This is a genomic window from Nocardia bhagyanarayanae (assembly GCF_006716565.1).
In the GTDB taxonomy this organism is placed as follows: Bacteria; Actinomycetota; Actinomycetes; order Mycobacteriales; family Mycobacteriaceae; genus Nocardia; species Nocardia bhagyanarayanae.
In genome coordinates this window covers 1,574,961-1,593,206 of the sequence record NZ_VFPG01000001.1, presented here as the reverse complement: position 1 = coordinate 1,593,206, position 18,246 = coordinate 1,574,961, and the positions used below count along the sequence as shown (strand labels likewise).

General features: G+C 67.0%; 15 protein-coding genes. 9 read left to right on the top strand and 6 right to left on the bottom strand.

Annotation, left to right across the window (positions count from 1 at the left end; genetic code table 11):
- Positions 1-36: 36 nt before the first annotated feature.
- Both FB390_RS06555 and FB390_RS06550 read right to left on the bottom strand, forming a co-directional pair.
- Entirely contained in the window at positions 37-1,248 is a 1,212-nt protein-coding gene (locus tag FB390_RS06555) for an HpcH/HpaI aldolase/citrate lyase family protein (RefSeq protein ID WP_141808137.1), read from the bottom strand.
- Between the two features lie 13 nt (positions 1,249-1,261).
- Positions 1,262-2,479 (bottom strand): hypothetical protein, encoded by a 1,218-nt coding sequence (locus tag FB390_RS06550; RefSeq protein ID WP_246123885.1) that lies wholly within the window; start codon positions 2,477-2,479, stop codon positions 1,262-1,264.
- Positions 2,480-2,623: 144 nt separating this feature from the next.
- Here FB390_RS06550 and FB390_RS06545 point away from each other — a divergent pair, with 144 nt between their 5' ends.
- The 3 genes from FB390_RS06545 to FB390_RS06535 all read left to right on the top strand — a co-directional run bounded on the left by FB390_RS06545 (position 2,624) and on the right by FB390_RS06535 (position 5,181).
- Complete coding sequence (locus tag FB390_RS06545; protein ID WP_067786815.1) at positions 2,624-3,199, top strand: TerD family protein; 576 nt, start codon at positions 2,624-2,626, stop codon at positions 3,197-3,199.
- Between the two features lie 161 nt (positions 3,200-3,360).
- Positions 3,361-4,464, top strand: coding sequence for a DUF475 domain-containing protein (locus FB390_RS06540; protein WP_141808136.1), 1,104 nt, complete (start codon positions 3,361-3,363; stop codon positions 4,462-4,464).
- A gap of 93 nt (positions 4,465-4,557) precedes the next feature.
- Entirely contained in the window at positions 4,558-5,181 is a 624-nt protein-coding gene (locus tag FB390_RS06535; protein WP_141808135.1) for a TerD family protein, read from the top strand.
- A gap of 3 nt (positions 5,182-5,184) precedes the next feature.
- Here FB390_RS06535 and FB390_RS06530 read toward each other — a convergent pair whose 3' ends face one another.
- The gene (locus tag FB390_RS06530; RefSeq protein WP_141808134.1) at positions 5,185-6,147 is read right to left on the bottom strand and encodes a DUF389 domain-containing protein; all 963 of its coding nucleotides are present in this window, start codon (positions 6,145-6,147) and stop codon (positions 5,185-5,187) included.
- 275 nt (positions 6,148-6,422) lie between these two features.
- Entirely contained in the window at positions 6,423-7,805 is a 1,383-nt protein-coding gene (locus FB390_RS06525) for a glycosyltransferase family 87 protein (protein WP_141808133.1), read from the bottom strand.
- 678 nt (positions 7,806-8,483) lie between these two features.
- Here FB390_RS06525 and rpsF point away from each other — a divergent pair.
- From rpsF to FB390_RS06500, 5 genes are all read left to right on the top strand, one after another.
- Entirely contained in the window at positions 8,484-8,771 is a 288-nt protein-coding gene (gene rpsF, locus FB390_RS06520) for a 30S ribosomal protein S6 (protein ID WP_067786805.1), read from the top strand.
- Positions 8,772-8,862: 91 nt separating this feature from the next.
- Complete coding sequence (locus FB390_RS06515) at positions 8,863-9,405, top strand: single-stranded DNA-binding protein (protein WP_141808132.1); 543 nt, start codon at positions 8,863-8,865, stop codon at positions 9,403-9,405.
- Positions 9,406-9,462: 57 nt separating this feature from the next.
- Positions 9,463-9,714, top strand: a complete 252-nt coding sequence (rpsR, locus tag FB390_RS06510) for a 30S ribosomal protein S18 (RefSeq protein WP_067786801.1) — start codon at positions 9,463-9,465, stop codon at positions 9,712-9,714.
- A 17-nt stretch (positions 9,715-9,731) separates the two neighbouring features.
- Entirely contained in the window at positions 9,732-10,187 is a 456-nt protein-coding gene (rplI, locus tag FB390_RS06505) for a 50S ribosomal protein L9 (RefSeq protein ID WP_067786799.1), read from the top strand.
- 673 nt (positions 10,188-10,860) lie between these two features.
- A complete protein-coding gene (locus tag FB390_RS06500) occupies positions 10,861-13,518 on the top strand; it encodes a replicative DNA helicase (protein ID WP_141808131.1) in 2,658 nt (885 codons plus the stop codon).
- A 1-nt stretch (position 13,519) separates the two neighbouring features.
- Here FB390_RS06500 and FB390_RS06495 read toward each other — a convergent pair whose 3' ends face one another.
- Positions 13,520-13,921, bottom strand: coding sequence for a hypothetical protein (locus FB390_RS06495; protein ID WP_141808130.1), 402 nt, complete (start codon positions 13,919-13,921; stop codon positions 13,520-13,522).
- 123 nt (positions 13,922-14,044) lie between these two features.
- Positions 14,045-16,918, bottom strand: a complete 2,874-nt coding sequence (locus tag FB390_RS06490; protein ID WP_185756956.1) for a helix-turn-helix transcriptional regulator — start codon at positions 16,916-16,918, stop codon at positions 14,045-14,047.
- A gap of 135 nt (positions 16,919-17,053) precedes the next feature.
- Here FB390_RS06490 and FB390_RS06485 point away from each other — a divergent pair, with 135 nt between their 5' ends.
- Positions 17,054-18,214, top strand: coding sequence for an epoxide hydrolase family protein (locus FB390_RS06485; protein ID WP_141808128.1), 1,161 nt, complete (start codon positions 17,054-17,056; stop codon positions 18,212-18,214).
- The last annotated feature ends 32 nt before the right edge of the window (positions 18,215-18,246 follow it).

Genomic DNA, 18,246 nt, shown 5'->3' with positions numbered 1-18,246 from the left:
ATGCACGCTGGCACATGATTCGCTCACTTCGTTCGCTCATACCTTCACCAACGCCGTGAGCAGATCCACGAAAGAAACTCCCTTGTTCGCCACCCCGAATACGCGCGCCCGCAGCAGCGTCTGCCGGGCCCAACTGCGGTGTGGCCGCATCTCGTTCATCTTGTTGCGGTAACCCGAGGCCGCCACCCCGCCCACGTCGACCTGAAGGATGTCGAGCGCGTCGGAGTACTCCTCGTGCGACACCACCGACAGCGCGTGCACCGCCGCGACGTGCGAGGGGTGGATCACCGTCTTGCCCTGGATGCCGTTGGCCCGGTCCAGGGTGATCTCGCGCAGCAGTCCGTCCAGATCCCGGCTGACCAGGTACTGACGAAATGGCACGGCGTCGGACTCCTCGAACGGCGCGGTGCGCAGCAGCGGCCGGAACATCCGCTCGTGATCGGCGAAGTACTCCCACACCGGTCCGGTGATCACGAAACCGGTGCCGTCGGCGCGGCCCAGGTAGTTCACGATGTCGGCGATGACGTCGGCGACCACCCGCACGTCGTAGATGGTCAGGTCGCGGTCGCGGCGGATGCCGAAGGTCGAGCACATGTCGGTGGCGCCGACCCGCACCGCGAGCACTCGCTCCCGGTGTTCGGCCAGCATGGACGCGATGTTGGTCAGCTCCTGATCGCGGGTCTGGCGGTGCACCAGGGCCGCCGATTCGAGCACCGGCATGCCATAGAGCGGCCTGCCCAAGCGCTCGGTCGCCGCTTGCAGCGCGTCCAGATAGGCGCGCCCGGTGGAGCTGTCGAACTTCGGGAAGACGAAGCCGGTCAGCGCAGGCGCGCCCGCCCCGAGTTGGTCGACGATCTCGCCGATGGCGCTCGCCTCGCGCACGCGAATGAACAACAACGGGTTGGGTTCCGAGCTGGCCGCCAGCTCGCCGAGCGCGTCGACGGCCTGTTTCTTCGCGAGCTCCACCTCGTCGTCGGCGACGGCGTCCTCGAGGTCGATCACCATCGAGCAGACGCCGCGGTCGGCGCGGCGCCGGATGGTCTCGGCGAGATCGGGTCTGGTGGCGGGCGCGTACAGGGTCGCGCCGAGGCCGTACGCGAGCAGGTCCCGGTCGGTGTGCTCACCGAACGGTTCGGGCTGGCGGTGGAAGAGATGTCTGGCGTCGGGGCCTTGCAGCTGCCGAAAGTGGCGCAGCGGCAGTCGCTTCCGCAGGGATACTTCCTGCTGGACGGCGACAGGAGCGGTCATCGGTGCTCCGTCCTCATTCTCGTCGTGGTCCTGCTTGTTTTCTCATTCGATCCACTACCCCGGCTATGAATTCGGTGACGGCATCCAGTTCCGCCACATAGGCCCAGTAATCGGGGTGCCGCCCCGACAGTGTTTCGGTGATTCGTTCGATTCGTTCGGCCTGTGCGTCCAGCACAGATCCCCATTCGCCCGCGAGCCCCCGACTCACCGCGAGCATCTGTGCGTCCCGCAACCTGAATCGTACGGCCTTGGCCTTGTCTTGCGGGTCCTCGCGAACCGAGCGCAACAGTTCGAGCCGCTTGGTGACGGCGTCGATCAGCTGCTCGGCCGCGCCGAGGCTCCCCCGCGCGGTAGCGGTCAATTCAAGGGCTGACTCCGGATTCTTGGCGACCAATGCGGCGCGTGCCCTGGCGAGAGCGTCGGCGGCGGCATCGATGGCTTGCTGGCTTTCCCGCCCATTGTTGGCCAGATCCGCCGAACTCGCAGCATTGAACTCGCGCAGCAAGGCCGAGTAGGCCGGCCCGACCCGCTCGGACCGGTTCCGTACGGCGGCCAGCCTGGTATCCACCGAGGTGAGCGCGGTATTCGCGGCGCCGAGCCGAGATGGGGCCTGCGCCAACGCTTCTGCCAATTCCTTGGTGGCCGCGTCCAAGCGGTTCGCTGCCGTGCGGACGGCGCCCGAACCACCGCTCGCACCTGCCGATTCCAGTGTGACCAGCGCCTCATCCACGGCGGCCGCGCGCTGCCGCACCGAGGGGTATTCGGCGTACTCGGATTCGGCGGCCTGCCCGCGCACCGCGGCGGCCGCGACCTTCACCTGCTGCGCCAGCTGCGGCACCGAGCGAACGATCGCGACGGCTTCCTCGAGCCGGGTCTGGTTGCTTCGATAGAACTCGTCCACCGCGCGTGCGGCCTCGACCAACTGCCGCGTGACGGCGTCGGCGCGCTGCTGACCGTCGGCGACGCTCGTGCCGTCGCGCTGGGCCGCCTCGAGTTCCTCGGTCAGCGCCAGATACGCGCCCGCCGCGTCGTAACAGCGGCCGCGCACCGGATCCCACGCCGCCGCGAACCCCCGCTCGGAGAAGACTTCCTCCGAGGCGTGCACCGCGGCCTCCGCCGCGCTCTGCCGCCGGTCCATGTCGAGGAACGCGTCCGCGAGCCGGGCTCGTGCCTGCTCGATCCATTCGCTGTTCCCGGACGACCGGAACCAGCTCCGCCTGCGCCCTACCACGCCCCGATGGTAGGAGATCTTCCTGTTCGCCGGGGGTTCCCCCAGTTCCTACGCAAGTTCGCCGAAACCTACTACTGTCGTAAGTCGTACCCGGCGATTCGGACATGCTGGGACCACAGACGGACTAATGAAAGGGATTCCCGCATGGGTGTCAGTTTGTCCAAGGGCGGCAACGTCTCGCTGACCAAGGAGGCGCCTAACCTGACTGCTGTTTCCGTCGGCCTGGGGTGGGATATTCGGACCACTACCGGTACCGACTTCGACTTGGATGCCAGCGCGATCGCGACCGGTGGCGACAAGAAGGTGCTGAGCGACCAGCACTTCGTGTTCTTCAACAACCTCCGCTCGCCGGAGGGCGCCATCGAGCACGCGGGCGACAACCGCACCGGCGAGGGCGAGGGCGACGACGAGGTCATCAACGTCGACCTGGCCAACACCCCGCCGACCATCGAGAGCATCTTCTTCCCCGTCTCGATCTACGACGCCGACACCCGTCAGCAGTCGTTCGGTCAGGTGCGCAACGCCTACATCCGCGTCGTGGACCGCAGCAACGGCACCGAGCTGGCCCGCTACGACCTGAGCGAGGACGCCTCGACCGAGACCGCCATGGTCTTCGGCGAGCTGTACCGCAACGGCGCCGAGTGGAAGTTCCGCGCCATCGGCCAGGGCTACGCCTCCGGCCTGGCGGGCATCGCCCGTGACTACGGCGTGAACGTCTAACGAAGACACGCTCAACACGAGGGGGCTCGCCCTGACGAGCCCCCTCGTCGTGCGACCGGGGCAGCTATCGCGCTGGTCGCATTCGTTGGACATCCGGCGGTTCAACGGCCACGCTGGTATCGATCTCGCCGTTTCAGTTCCCATTCACGAAAGGTCCACGCGTGGTCCTGCGCATCTTCGGCCTGTCCGGCCTCGTCACCGTGGCGTCCCTGGTAGTGGCGTTCCTGTACGGTGGCCCCACCGCCCTCGCGCTGTGCGCGATCCTGGGCATCCTCGAAGTCTCCCTGTCGTTCGACAACGCCGTCATCAACGCCACCGTCCTGCAGCGGATGAGCGATTTCTGGCAGCGCATCTTCTTGACCATCGGTGTGCTCATCGCCGTCTTCGGCATGCGCCTGGTGTTCCCGCTGGCGATCGTGTGGATCACCGCGGGTCTGAATCCGGTGGAAGCTTTCGATCTCGCGCTCAACCCGCCCGCGGGTGACGCGCCGTACTTCCCCGACGGCAGCCCGAGCTACGAGACATTGCTCACCGACGCGCACCCGCAGATCGCGGCGTTCGGCGGCATGTTCCTCGCGCTGTTGTTCCTGAACTTCGTCTTCGAGGAGCGGGAGATCACCTGGCTCGGCTGGCTGGAGCGGCCGCTGGCGGCGGCGGGCAAGCTCGACATGCTCTCGGTCGTGGTCTCGGGCGCGGGCCTGATCCTGACCGCGGAGTTCCTGGCCCCCGACGACAAGCGCGCCACCGTCTTGGCCGCGGGCGTACTCGGCATGATCGTCTACATCGCGGTCGACGGGCTCGGCTCGATGTTCCACACCGAGGAGCACGCGGGCGGACCGTCGGAGCTGGCCAAGGCCACCGGTAAGGCGGGCTTCTTCCTGTTCCTCTACCTCGAGGTGCTGGACGCCTCGTTCTCCTTCGACGGCGTGATCGGCGCGTTCGCCATCACCTCGGACCCGATCATCATCGCGCTCGGCCTCGGCCTGATCGGCGCCATGTTCGTCCGGTCCATCACGGTGTACCTGGTGCGCAAGGGCACGCTCTCGGAGTACGTGTACCTGGAGCACGGCGCGCACTGGGCGATCGGCGCGCTCGCCGCGATCCTGCTGATCTCGATCGGCGTGCACGTCAACGAGCTCGTCACCGGTCTGATCGGTGTTGCGTTCATCGGCGCCGCGTTCATCAGCAGCGTGCTTCGCAACAAGCGCGAGGGCGGCGACGAGGAGGAACTCGAGAACGAGCGAGCTGTCACGCCGGTAGGCTGATTTTCGGCAGGCAGCCGACGAACTCGACGCGGCAGCGGCCCCTCCGGACGGAGGAAGCCGTTGCCGCTTCTCTTTTCCCGAGGGGGACCGCGCATGGCGTCCGAGCAGCAGTCCGGCGGTGCGAATTCGGCGAAGGTGACGCTGTCCAAGGCGACGCCGACCATCAACCTCACCAAACCCGGTGAGCGGCAAGGGGTCTTGCGGGTCAATCTGAACTGGTCGCGGACCGCCAAGGGATTCTTCCGCAGGTCCAAGCCGGTCGATCTCGACCTCGGCTGCTTCTACGAACTGGCCGACGGCGCCAAAGGTGTCGTGCAGGCGGTCGGCGAGAACTTCGGTTCGCTGGAGGGCGAGCCGTACATCCAGCTCGACGGCGACGACCGCAGCGGCGCCGTCACGTCGGGCGAGAACATGCACATCGATCTCGCCCGGCCCGAATTGTTCAAGCGCATCCTGATTTTCGCCTTCATCTACGAGGGCGTGCCGAACTGGGCGGCCGCCGACGGCGTGGTCACCCTGTTCCCCAGCAACGGACCGCAGGTGGAGATGCGCCTCGACTCCCCGGTCGACGGCGCCCGCTCCTGCGCCGTCGCCCTGCTCCAGAACAACGGCCGCGGAATCACCGTGCACCGAGAAGTGCAGTACATCAACGGAACCCAGCGGCACATCGACGAGGCCTACCGCTGGGGGATGCAGTGGAACAGCGCGAGCAAGTGACGGCTACAGCATTCGGTAGGGCTTGCTCAGCGCCCTGGCGCGGCGCACGGAGACGCGCGACCACACCGCCTGCTGGAGGGCCAGGGTGGCCCACCCGGCGAACGCCATGCCGGAGAGGTTGAGCACCAGCTGCAAGGTGCTCCCCCAAATCGCCTCGCCGACACCGAAAGCCGCGCCGAGCGCGATGTTGCCTGCGGCGGGCACCGTGGTCACGGAGATGAACACACCCGCGAGGCCCGCCGCTTTCGACGAGGTGAGGGCGAGCACGCCCGCGGCGGCGGCGATCACCGCGACGATGAACGACCACTTGTCCGGCGTGTAGATGAACGCCGTGCTCGGCCGCGGGCCCGTCACGTCTTCGATGGTGATCCAACCCAGCCCGCGACCGATCAGCACCAGCAGGAACGTCACCGCGATCGCCGCGGTGAAACCGAGCAGCAAGGTGCGCGCGGCGTGGCCGAGCAGCACGAAACGGCGGCGCACCAGCGCGACGCCGAGCGCGGCGATCGCGCCGAACTCCGGACCGAGCACCATCGCGCCGATGACCAGGATCTGCGAATCGAGCACGATCGCGATGGCGGCGATCGCCGTCGCCATCGTCATGAAGCTCAGGTAGGTCCAGTTCAGCTCGGTTTCCTCGTAGGACCGCTGCGCGACCTCGGCCCACACCACCGCGTCCGCGCTGCTGCCCGGCGTGCGCATCTCGGCGTCGAAACCGCTGCGCGACATCCAGGTTCGCACCTGGTCGAATTCGATGCTCCCGTGCTTGTGCACGCCGAGCGCGCGCAACTTGTCGATGATGTCGTTGCCCGCTTCCCGCGCGACGTCCGCGAGCACCAGATCACCGGGCGGTTTCAGCGAGGACCCGCGCATGACGGCAAGCCCGCTCACCGCGGTGTCCCGGTCGAGGATCTCGAGCACGTCGTCGGTCAGCGCCGCGGGAGAGAGGATCCGCATTTGCAGCATGCGCCCAAGTGTGCCTGGGGCAGGTGTACCTGCCAAAGGTTGGTTCTCTGGGGGAGTGCCTGGCAACGGGAAAGAACGGTCTGCTTGTGGGCCGTCTACGCACAAGTACACCCGCCAAGGCGGGAGCGGGTGTGCCTTGCTAACGGGTGGTGGGGACAGGTGCGCCTGCCCAAAGGTGGTTCTCCGGGGGAGTGCCTGCCAACGGGAAAGAACGGTCTGCTTGTGGGCCGTCTACGCACAAGTACACCCTCCAGGGGGTGGTGCGGGGTCCGTGGTCAGGCGGGGACCAAGTCACCTCGGTCCGGTGTCGTCCTCGCGGTCTTCCCGTCCTCCCCGCGCGGATCGGCCCTGATGAACAGGAAGAACAGTGCGACCAGCAGGACCGCACGCCCCCACACGCCGAATTGGACGATGACCTCCTGGGTCTCGAACGGTGCGCCGGAGCCCATGGCGTAGAAGTAGCGGAAGACGCCGATTCCGATGGCCGCGTCGGCGAGGAGGTACGCGCCGATCACCTGCCACGGCACCGCGAGCAAGACCAGGAACGGGATCAGCCACAGTGTGTACTGCGGCGAATGCACCTTGTGGAAAACCAGGAATCCACACAACATCGCGCCGCTCACGCCGACCCATGGGAAGACGCCGGTCGCGCGATAACGCTTCCAGCCCAACCAGATCGCGAGCACGAACGCGGCGAGGATCAGGGACGGCGAGGCGATGGAGACGCCGTCGTGCCAGGACTGGCTGGTCTCGGTCTCCCGTCCGTACAACAGGTGATGTCCCCAGTACCAGATGGAGTTGGTGGTGATGTCGGCCTGGCGCAGCTGCTGGAAGGTGATCGACGCCCGCCAGCCCTCGTATCCGATCAGCGCGAACGGCAGGTTCACCGCGACGACGGTGCCGATGGCCGCGCCCGCGGTCATGAGCGCGCCGCGCACGTCGAGACCGGAATCGTCGTCGGGATCGCGCCCGGCCCCACCGGTCAGCACGTAGATCATCAGCGGCAGCACGAAGATTCCCGGATACAGCTTCAAGCAGAAGCCGATACCGAGCAGCACGGCGGCGAGCACGCCGCGGGTCCGCAGCGAATACTTGGTCGGCACGGTGACCACGTAGACGGCCGCGACCGCCGTGCAGACCACCGGCAGCTCCCAGTTGTGGAAGGCGTAGAGCACCAGCGGCGGACCTATCGCCCACAGCAACGCGGCTCGTCCCGCGAGGCGGGCCAGGAACCAGGCGGTGAGCAGCGCGAAGGGCGCGAGCAACAACGCGGAGAGGCGCAGGAAGGCCGCGTCGTCGTCCGCGCCGATCGCGCCGACCCACATGAGCGTGCCACTGAGCACCGGGTATTCGACGGCGCCACCGGTGAGCAGGCCGTCGTCGGTGATGCCGCCGTCGACGTAGGGGAAGACGTGCCGGTCGATGTCGCGGCCCAGCCACAGGTATTGGATGTCGGAATAGCAGACGTCCGAATCCTTGATCACGTCGAAGACCGTGCTGCGGCCGTTGTCGTAGAACGGCGCGCCCGCGCACCTGGCCTTGTTCGCGTAAGCGAGCGCCAACGTCAGGCCGCACAACAGCACGACCACCGCAGCGAGCGCGGTCCGGCGAGGCACGCGCCGGACCTGCACCCGGGTGGCGGCGGGTCCGATCGACATGCAGACCACCTTATGTGCGGTACCCGCGCCGCGTCATGACGCAAACCCCCACCCCAGGCAGGTGCACTTGTGCGGGTACGGCGCAAGAGCAGGCCATGTGTTCTCCCGTTGCAGGCACGCATTCGGAGAACCACCCCCGGGCAGGTAAACCCGCCCCCGGCAGGTGCACTCGCGCGGCGACGGCCCACGAGAGCAAGCCAGTCCCTTACCCGTCGCAGACACTCACCCAGAGAACCACCCCATGAGCAGCCACACCCGCCCCCGCTCCCACCCCGGCGTGCACTTGTGCGGAGACGGCCCATGAGCAGACCGTGTTCTCCCGTCGCAGGCACGCATTCGGAGAACCACCCCTGGGCAGGTACACCCGTCCCCGCCCCCGCCCCCGGCAGTTGCACTTGTGCGGAGACGGCCCACGAGCAAGCGAGTCCTTTCCCGTCGCAGGCACGCACCCAGAGAACCACCTCATGAGCTGGCACACCCGCCCCCGCAGGTGCACTTGTGCGGAGACGGCCCACGAGCAGACCGTGTTCTCCCGTCGCAGGCACGCATTCGGAGAACCAACCCCCGGGCAGGTAAACCCGCCCCCATCATGTAGCCTTGTCGGGTTGCTGACGCAACGAACCCTCCTGCCACGGACCGTCCGTGGCCGTTTCCTAGTCCACAGGAGGTGATTGGTCCGTGCGTCATTACGAAGTGATGGTCATCCTCGATCCGAGCCTGGACGAGCGCACTGTTGGTCCGTCGCTGGACAACATGCTGAGCGTCGTCAAGACCGAAGGCGGCAAGATCGACAAGGTCGACATCTGGGGCCGTCGTCGGCTCGCCTACGAGATCCGCAAGCAGGCCGAGGGCATCTACGCGGTGGTCGATCTGACCGCGACCCCGGCCACGGTGAGCGAGCTCGACCGCCAGCTGGGGCTCAACGAGTCGGTGCTGCGCACCAAGGTTCTGCGCCACGACAAGTAGTTCCACCGCGCTCGTCAGCGTCGGTGCCTGTCTCTAGGCTCTAGCGCAACAAGCGAGTGCATGCGGACTGCACACCGAGCAGGAGGAACCCATGGCAGCAGGCGACACGGTCATCACCGTCATTGGAAACTTGACGGCCGACCCCGAACTGCGTTTCACGCCCGCGGGGCAGGCGGTGGCGAACTTCACCGTCGCGTCCACCCCCCGCGTGTTCGACCGTAATACCAATGAATGGAAAGACGGCGAAGCGCTTTTCCTGCGCTGCAACATCTGGCGCGAAGCCGCGGAAAATGTCGCCGAAAGCCTGACCCGAGGCGCTCGCGTCATCGTGAGCGGACGGCTCAAGCAGCGCTCCTACGAAACCCGTGAGGGTGAGAAGCGCACGGTCGTCGAGCTCGAGGTCGACGAGGTCGGCCCCTCGCTCCGCTACGCGACGGCGAAGGTCAACAAGGCCAGCCGCGGCGGCGGTGGGGGCGGCGGCTTCGGTGGTGGCGGTGGCGGTAACTACGCCTCCTCCGGCAGCAGCGGTGGTGGCGGCGGTCGTTCCGGCGGCGCCGAGGACGACCCCTGGGGCAGCGCGCCCGCGGCAGGTTCCTTCGGGGGCAGCCGCATGGATGACGAACCGCCGTTCTGAGACGGCTTTCATTGGCCCGGATCACTTGGGCCACAATAATTTTGGAGTAAGAGACACATGCCTAAAGCGCCCGCGCGCGAAAAGGTGCTGAAGAAGAAGGCTTGCGCTTTCTGCAAGGAAGCCAAGTCCGGCACCGTTTCGATCGATTACAAGGACACGACGCTGCTGCGTAAGTACGTCAGCGACCGCGGCAAGATCCGCGCCCGCCGGGTGACCGGCAACTGCGTGCAGCACCAGCGTGACATCGCCGTTGCCGTGAAGAACTCGCGTGAGGTGGCCCTGCTGCCCTACGTGTCGACGGCTCGCTGAGTAAGGGAGGCACGCAAATGAAGTTGATTCTGACCGCTGATGTGGACAACCTCGGTGCCCCCGGCGACACCGTGGAGGTCAAGGACGGCTACGGCCGCAACTACCTGCTGCCGCGCGGCCTGGCCATCGTCGCCAGCCGTGGCGCGCAGAAGCAGGTCGAGGGCATCCGCCGGGCGCAGGACGCCCGCCGGGTTCGCGACCTGGACCACGCCAACGAGCTGAAGCAGGCCATCGAAGGCCTGGAGTCGGTCTCGCTGAGCGTGAAGACCGCGGGCACCGGCAAGCTGTTCGGCTCGGTGACCCAGGCGGACGTCGCCGCGGCCATCAAGACCGCGGGCGGCCCCGTGGTCGACAAGCGCAGCATCGAGCTGCCGAAGGCGCACATCAAGTCGACCGGCAAGCACGGCATCGTGGTGCACCTGCACCCGGACGTGGTCGCCAAGTTCGACCTGCAGGTCGCCGCCGCGAGCTGAGTCCGCACCGCCTCCGGGCGGTTCGCACTTCACGTCGAAGACCACCCCCGTGATCGCACGGGGGTGGTCTTCGGCTTGCCTTTTCGCGTTGCGCTCCGCTGTTAGCCAGCTATTTGCTCTGGTGTGATGCAGTGAATTGGAGCACTACCGGCTCGCGTCGGCTATCGCGTTTCACCTCCGGTTATTCGGCCTGTGGATTACTGGGCAAACCGACCGATCGCAATGTGACTCAGCTCATAGCGTGCACACGCGCTGTTTACCCAACACGCCCGGCTGTTCATCTCGAGCGACACGCCGAGGTGAGATCTATCCACACGTGGATGGATGCGGAAACGCGCATCCATCAGCGTCTTTAGCCGGAGTGACCTGGGTTTTCCCCAAGTTGTACACAGGGGGTGCACACGGTTTGGTAAACAGTCCCCAACTTATCCACAGTTGTGTGCACAGCTCGGTTTGGCGACGCCCCACCGAGTCGCCTAGGTTCGTCGCATTGCCCGGATCGGGCCGTACGGAATGGCGCGATTTCGAGCTGTCGCGATGGTTGCTGGAACCGGTCGACGCGGCTGGGGCAAATGCGTCCGTGGCCGTGGCAAACGTGTCAGAGGCCCGGAGTAAGAACGAGTCATCGATACGGTGAAATCCGATCGTGGGGCAGAGAGGACGGTCGAGTCTGGTGACGACCACCGATGACCGCGGGCACACCGACTTCCCGCCCGAACCTCCCGGCGAAGACTTCGGCCGCCAGCCGCCGCACGACATGGCCGCCGAGCAGTCCGTCCTCGGCGGCATGCTGCTGAGCAAGGACGCCATCGCCGACGTCGTCGAGGTCATCCGGCCCGGCGACTTCTACCGCCCAGCGCACCAGGCGATCTACGACACCATCCTCGATCTGTATGGCCGCGGTGAACCCGCCGACCCCGTCACGGTCGCCGCCGGCCTCGACCGCCGCGGCGAACTCAAGCGCATCGGCGGCGCGCCGTACCTCGTCACCCTCACCCAGACCGTCCCCACCGCGGCCAACGCGGGCTACTACGCCGAAATCGTCGCGGAGAAGGCCATTCTGCGCCGCCTCGTCGAGGCGGGCACCCGCATCGTCCAGTACGGCTACGCGGGCGCCGACGGCCAAGACATCGCCGAGGTCGTCGACCGCGCCCAGGCCGAGGTCTACGAGGTCACCGAACGCCGCACCACCGAGGATTTCCTCCCCCTCGAGGAACTCCTGCAGCCCACGATGGACGAAATCGACTCCATCGCCTCCCGCGGCGGCATCTCCCTCGGCGTCCCCACCGGCTTCACCGAACTCGACGAAATCACCAACGGCCTGCACCCGGGCCAGATGATTATCGTCGCGGCTAGGCCTGGCGTGGGCAAATCGACGTTGGGCATGGATTTCATGCGGAGTTGCTCGATCAAGCATGGGCTGGCCAGCGTCATCTTCTCGCTCGAGATGAGCAGGACCGAGATCGTCATGCGTCTGCTGTCGGCGGAGGCGAAGATCAAGCTCGGTGATATGCGGTCGGGGCGGATGAGCGACGACGACTGGACCAAGCTGGCTCGGCGGATGAGCGAGATCAGTGAGGCGCCGCTGTTCGTCGACGATTCGCCCAACCTGACCATGATGGAGATCCGGGCGAAGGCGCGTCGTCTCAAGCAGCGCCACGACCTCAAACTGGTTGTGGTGGACTACCTTCAGCTGATGACCTCCGGCAAGAAGGTCGAATCCCGCCAGCAGGAAGTCTCGGACTTCTCCCGAAACCTCAAGCTGCTGGCCAAGGAACTCGAAGTCCCGGTGGTCGCGATCAGCCAGCTGAACCGGGGCCCCGAACAGCGAACCGACAAGCGCCCCATGGTCTCCGACCTCCGCGAGTCGGGCTGTATGCCCGCCTCGACCCGGATCCTGCGCGCCGACAATGGTGGCGAGACCACGCTCGGTGAATTGCTCGCCAGTGGCGAACAGCCCTTGGTGTGGTCACTGGACGAACGTATGCGGATGGTTGCGCGTCCGATGGTGAAGGTGTTCCCCAGCGGACGTAAGGAAGTCTTCAAGCTGCGGCTCGCATCCGGGCGCGAAGTGGAGGCGACCGGCAACCATCCGTTCTTGACGGTGGACGGCTGGATCCCGTTGGAGAAGCTCACTATCGGCGACCGCCTGGCGACGCCGCGGCAGGTTCCCGAACCGGTGCACACCACTCGCATGGCCGATGCGGAGGTGATCCTGCTCGCCCACATGATCGGTGACGGCTCTTGCGTGAAGCGGCAGCCGATCCGCTACGCGAGCATCGACGAAGACAACCTCGCCGCCGTCACGACCGCGGCGCAGCACTTCGGCGTGGCGGCGGTGCGCGACGAGTACGCGGCAGCACGCGTCACCACCCTCCGCCTGCCCGCGCCGTATCGACTCACCCACGGCAAGCGCAATCCCATTGCGGCGTGGCTCGATGAGCTCGGCCTCTTCGGCCTGCGCAGCTACGAGAAGTTTATTCCGCAGGCTGTTTTCGCCTTGCCGAACGATCAGCTCGCGCTGTTCGTCCGGCATCTCTGGGCGACGGACGGCTCGGTGCGCTGGGATGCGAAGGGACGCCAGGCGCGGATCTACTACGCCTCGACCAGCCGCCGCCTCGTCGACGACCTCGCTCAGGCGCTGCTGCGCCTCGGCGTGCACGGCCGCATCAAGCGCGTACAGAAGTCCGGTTATCGGGACTGCTGGCACCTCACAGTCGACGGCTGCGAGAACCAAACCGTCTTCCTGCGTGACATCGGCGTGCACGGCGCGCGGGGCCGGGCAGGGGAGTCGGTCCTCACCGAATTGGCCGATTTCACCCCGAATACCAACGTCGACACGGTGCCCAAGGAAGTCTGGACGAAGGTCCGCGACCTCCTGTCCGCCCGGCATATGACGCACCGCGAGTTCTCCGCCGCCATGGGCTCCCGTTTCTGCGGATCGACCATGTGGAAGCGCTCCCCGAGCCGCTCCCGCCTGGCTCGCGTCGCCACCGTCCTCGATGATGCCGACATCGAGATGTTCGCGACCAACGACGTGTTCTGGGACAAGATCGTCGAAATCACCAGCCTCGGTGAACAAGACGTTTACGACGGCACCGTCCCCGGCACGCATAACTTCGTGGCCCAAGGCATCTCAGCGCACAACTCGCTCGAGCAGGACGCCGATATGGTCATCCTGCTGCACCGCCCCGACGCATTCGAACGGGACGACCCGCGCGGCGGTGAGGCCGACCTGATCCTCGGCAAGCACCGAAACGGCCCCACCGCCACCATCACCGTCGCCCACCAGTTGCACCTGAGCCGGTTCGTGGACATGGCCCGCGGCTGATTCAGGCGGCGTCGAGGGCCGCGGTGATCTTGCGGGCCATCACAGCCATGGCGGGGCTGGACTCACCCTTGCGGGGCGCGGCGGCGGCTTCGACGGCGACCAGGACGGTGCCGCGGAAGTTGTCGGCCTCGCCCGGATACTTGCCGAGCAGGCGCATGGCTGTGGTCAGGCTCGGCAGCACCTGGTCGGCGAGTTCGGCGACGGACTTGCCTTGCAGATGGATGTCTTTGGACTTGGCGGCGAGCACATGCCCGACCAGTCCGGTCGCCGAGGTCAGGGCGATGGAGCCGTGCGTGATGGCCTTGTGCGGCGCACCGGCGGCGGCCATCAGCGACACCGCGCCGTAGGCCGCGATGCGCAGGGTGCTCTTGTCCTGGTCGGTCAGGGTGACGGTGATGGACATGTCGTGTACTCCTCGAAATCGGTTGTGGCACCGTCTGGAACGGTGTCGGTGCCGGTCGTTTTGTTCGATGTACACACTGTCGCCGGGCTGACTGACACCGAGCTGACATACAGCTGACACCTTCTACGAGATCAGGTTGTGCCGGTGGGCGATCGCGGCTGCTTCGGTGCGGCTGGATGCGCCGAGTTTCGTGAGGATTCGGGAGACGTGGACGCCGGCGGTGTTGGGGCTGATGAACAGCTCGGTGGCGATGCTTCGGTTGCTCATTCCTTCGGCGATCAGGCGCAGCACGTCGAGCTCACGGGCGGTGAGACCGAAACCGCGAGGCGCGCTGTCCGCGTTCGTACTCGCAGCGCCGACAGGGGAATCGTCCACTGTGAGGCGGCTGCGGCGGGCCAATTGCCGTGCGGCATCAAGAATGTGGACCGCGCCGAGGTCGGCGGCGCGTGACACGGCCAGTCGCAGCGCGGCGGTTGCCGACGCACGATCACCCGCGGTGACGGCGGAGTCCGCTGCGGCGAGTAGAGCTTGGGCGTGTTCGTAGGGTTGCCTCAGGGCGGCCCAGGCATCGGCTGCTGTCGACCAATCGGGCGCGGATCCGGTGGTGTGCGCGCGGAATACGGCGGAGTGTGCGAGGTGGACCGGTGAAGTCCGCGGCATCGAGTCGGCCAATGCCCGCAGCTCGCCCGGGGCCTGCGGTACTCGGGCGCTCAACGCCACCAATGGCCAGGTTTCGTGCGGATAGGCGGTCAGCACGTCCGTGCCGTCGGCCACCGATCGATCGAGGACCGCCCGCGCCGCTGCCATATCCTCTCGCTGCACGGCGAGTGCGGTGTGTAAAACGTGCAGCTGGATGCGATACTGCCGCGCCCAGACACCGTCACCGAGTAGTGCCGCGACCTGCTCGGCCAGCGTCAGCGCTCGCTGCGAATCACCTTGGGCTAGAGCGATTCTGGCGTGCGACAGCCGCAGTGCTGCCACGCTCAGCGGCGGCAGCTGCGACAGCTGCACGTCATCGACCACACCGAGTGCTTCGGGCCAGCGCCCGAGCGCTGTCAGCGCTTGGGTCCACTTCACGAACAGGATCGGTCCCGATTCCTCAAAGCGGAAGGCGGCCTGCGCTGCGCGTAGTCCTCGTTGGACCACGCCGATCGCGGCCTCGTATCGGCCTGCCCCGACCAGTACCGCCGATTCCCACACCGCGACGTCGACAGCTGTCCGGGTGTCCGAGGACAGCTCGGCTGCTCGCCTGGCCTGTTCGAAACACGCAATGGCGGTGTCGATGTCGTCCGCGGACGCCAATCCTCGGTAGGCGTGGGCGCGGGCGGTCGATCGAGCGATTCGCACCGAGTCCGGGATCGGTCGGTCGCCGGGACCGAAGTCCAGTTCCGCATGTGATTCCAGGGTGCGCAAGACCGCAGTCGCGTCCTCGGCCGCGCCGGCCGGATCACCTGCGAAGACCCGGTGGACGGCGCGGTCGGCCAACACTTCCGCGCGGAGAACTGTCGGGGGTTGTGCGGCCAGAAGTTCGAGGGCGCGGTCCACATCCGCGCCCGGGCCCGCTCCGGTGCGGCTGCGCAGCGCGGCGCGCAGTCGATACAACCGGGCGGCCCGGGATGGGTCGAGGGCCGGGTCGACGGCGGCCAACGCGTCATCGACGGCGGTAATACCGCGCACGACTTCACCGCTGCGGTCGCAGGCGGCCGCAAACTGTTCCAGGACAGCACTTCTCGTTGTGTCCAGGAGTTCCGCGGCGGGCAGGCGGTCCCACAGGTCCACAACCCGTTGCAGGGGATACAGCTGGGCCGCGGCGTCGTCGAGGGCTGCGGCGGTTTTCCAGAAAGCGATCAGCGCCCGCCGCAGGTCGCCCGAAGCCTCGGCATGGTGGGCCAGCTCGGCGTAGTAGACGGGCGGGGGCAGCGCCGCGCGGTGGGTGCGCAGTATCTCGACCAGTGCGGCGTGCATGCGGGAGCGTTCGGCGGGCAGCAGATCCTCGTAGACGGTCTGGCGGATCAGCACATGCCGGAATTCGTATCCGGTGTCGGTGGCGTGCAACAACTCCCGATCGGTCAGCTCTCGCAGCGCCGCAAGCAGCGACGCGGCGGGCAGCCCGCTGAGGGCGGCCAGCATGTCGTGTCGCACGGGCGAACCGATGACCGCGGCCGCGGCGACAACGACTCGGGAGGCGTCGCCGAGTCCCGACAAGAAACTCAACAGCAGGTCGGTGAGATCGGCGGGGAGATACTCCGTCGATCGACTCAGCGCCTCGACGAACAACGGGTTTCCGCCGCTGCGCTCGAAGACCCGGGTGATCGCCTCCGGTGCGGGCTCGCTGTTGAGCAGCGCCGCCAGCTGGCGCCCGACCTCGTGTCGTGTCAACGGCTGCGGAGCGACCATGCGCACCGCGGGGTCGCGGCGCAGCTGGGCGACCAAGTCACGAAGCGGCCCGGACTCGGCAGGCCGGTAAGTGCCGATCAGCAGAATCCGACGCTGTGCCAGATTGGCCACCAGGAATGCCAGCAGTTCCCGAGTGCCCTGGTCGGCCCAATGCAGATCCTCCAGCACGAGCACCACTGGTCGCCGCGCACCCAGCTGCTCGAGCAGCATCAAGACCTCACCGAACAGCTGGGTGCGATCCGACTCGACGGCAGGGAGCCCGGACCGCACCGCCAGCTGCGGCAGCCAACGCGCCAGCGCGGGCTGTGGCGGCAGCAACGCGGCCACTTCGTCCACGCCGAGCCGGCGCACCAGGCTCGACAGCGCGGCAACGAAGGGCGCGAACGGCACCGCGGTGCTGCCGAATTCGAGACAGCGTCCGACCGGAGTGAGCACCGACGGATCGAGGCGACCGCTGAACTCCGCGACCAAGCGGGATTTCCCGATTCCCGCCTCACCGCCGATCAGCACCGCGGCCACCTGCTCATCGCGGAACGCATCCGCCAGCTCCGCTACCTCCGCGGCACGGCCGACAAGCACGCCACTGACCACGCCACTCACCCGGCAATCATTGCGCATCGGCCACCGGCTCGACAGCCTGTGAGCCTCTTTACCCGGCTGGACCAGGGACAGCGGCCCGAGAATAACGAGATTTCGTGATTCGGCGGCGCCCTTGTTACCGGAATCGTTCAGGGCATGAGCGACAACGAGATCCGCCCCTTCCGCATCGACATCCCGCAGACCGACCTGGACGACCTGCGCGAACGCCTCGCCCGCACGCGTTGGATCGACGAGGTCCCCGCAGCGGGTTGGGAACGCGGTGTGCCGACCTCCTACCTGCGCGATCTGACCGCGTACTGGACCGAGAAGTTCGATTGGCGCGCGATCGAATCCCGCCTCAACGCACACCCTCAATTCACCACCACCATCGACGGCCAGAACCTGCACTTCTTGCACATCCGCTCGCACCATGCCGAGGCCACCCCGCTGCTGCTGATCCACGGCTGGCCCGGGACCGCGGCCGACTTCCTCGACCTGGTCGGGCCGTTGACCGACCCGGCCGCACACGGTGAGCCCGAGGCTCCGTCCTTCCACCTGGTCATCCCGACGCTGCCCGGCCACGGGTTCTCCGGAGCGCTCACCGAACTGGGCTGGCACGACGGCAGGGTCGCTGCCACGCTGGCCGAGCTCATGGCCCGGCTCGGCTACGAACGCTACGGCGTCCATGGCGGCGACCACGGTGCCTTCCTCGCCCCGCGCCTCGGCCGCGAGCACGGCGAGCACGTGCTCGGAGTGCACGCCAACGCCCTTGTCACGTTCCCGACCGGCGATCCCGCTGATATGGCCGCTCTCACCGACGCCGACAAGCAGCGCCTCGCCGGCATGAAGGAGTTTCAGGACAACGGGTCGGCCTACATGAGTTTGGCGGGTTCGCGCCCGAACACGTTGGCCCAGTTGCTCGCCGATTCGCCGGTCGGGCAGCTCGGCTGGATCGTCGAGAAATACAAGGAGTGGACCGATGCCGCCGGCGAACTGCCCGACCAGGCCATCGACCGCGACAAGATCCTGACCACGGTCACGATCTATTGGCTCACCGATACCGCGCGCAGCGTGGCCAACTACTACTACGAGCGGTTTCATGACGGGTCGATGTTCGCGCCCAAGCCGAAGGGCACCGTGCCGACCGGTGTCGCCGTCTTCACCACCGCCGATTTCGCGATTCGCCGTTTCGCCGAGAAGGCGCACAACATTGTGCACTGGTCGGAGTTCTACTCCGGCGGCCACTTTCCGGCGCTGGAAGTGCCCGACCTGCTCGCCGGTGACCTCCGCGAGTTCTTCGGCGGCCTCACCCGCTGACACCGTCGATGGCGGGCCACAGTCGGTGACTG

Excerpts from the sequence above, each read along its gene's own strand:
- FB390_RS06485 (WP_141808128.1), top strand. The coding sequence starts at position 17,054 with ATGAGCGACAACGAGATCCGCCCCTTCCGCATCGACATCCCGCAGACC.
- FB390_RS06555 (WP_141808137.1), bottom strand. The coding sequence starts at position 1,248 with ATGACCGCTCCTGTCGCCGTCCAGCAGGAAGTATCCCTGCGGAAGCGA.
- FB390_RS06525 (WP_141808133.1), bottom strand. The coding sequence starts at position 7,805 with ATGTCGATCGGACCCGCCGCCACCCGGGTGCAGGTCCGGCGCGTGCCT.
- rpsR (WP_067786801.1), top strand. The coding sequence starts at position 9,463 with ATGCCTAAAGCGCCCGCGCGCGAAAAGGTGCTGAAGAAGAAGGCTTGC.
- rplI (WP_067786799.1), top strand. The coding sequence starts at position 9,732 with ATGAAGTTGATTCTGACCGCTGATGTGGACAACCTCGGTGCCCCCGGC.
- FB390_RS06545 (WP_067786815.1), top strand. The coding sequence starts at position 2,624 with ATGGGTGTCAGTTTGTCCAAGGGCGGCAACGTCTCGCTGACCAAGGAG.
- FB390_RS06535 (WP_141808135.1), top strand. The coding sequence starts at position 4,558 with ATGGCGTCCGAGCAGCAGTCCGGCGGTGCGAATTCGGCGAAGGTGACG.
- FB390_RS06530 (WP_141808134.1), bottom strand. The coding sequence starts at position 6,147 with ATGCTGCAAATGCGGATCCTCTCTCCCGCGGCGCTGACCGACGACGTG.
- FB390_RS06515 (WP_141808132.1), top strand. The coding sequence starts at position 8,863 with ATGGCAGCAGGCGACACGGTCATCACCGTCATTGGAAACTTGACGGCC.
- FB390_RS06495 (WP_141808130.1), bottom strand. The coding sequence starts at position 13,921 with ATGTCCATCACCGTCACCCTGACCGACCAGGACAAGAGCACCCTGCGC.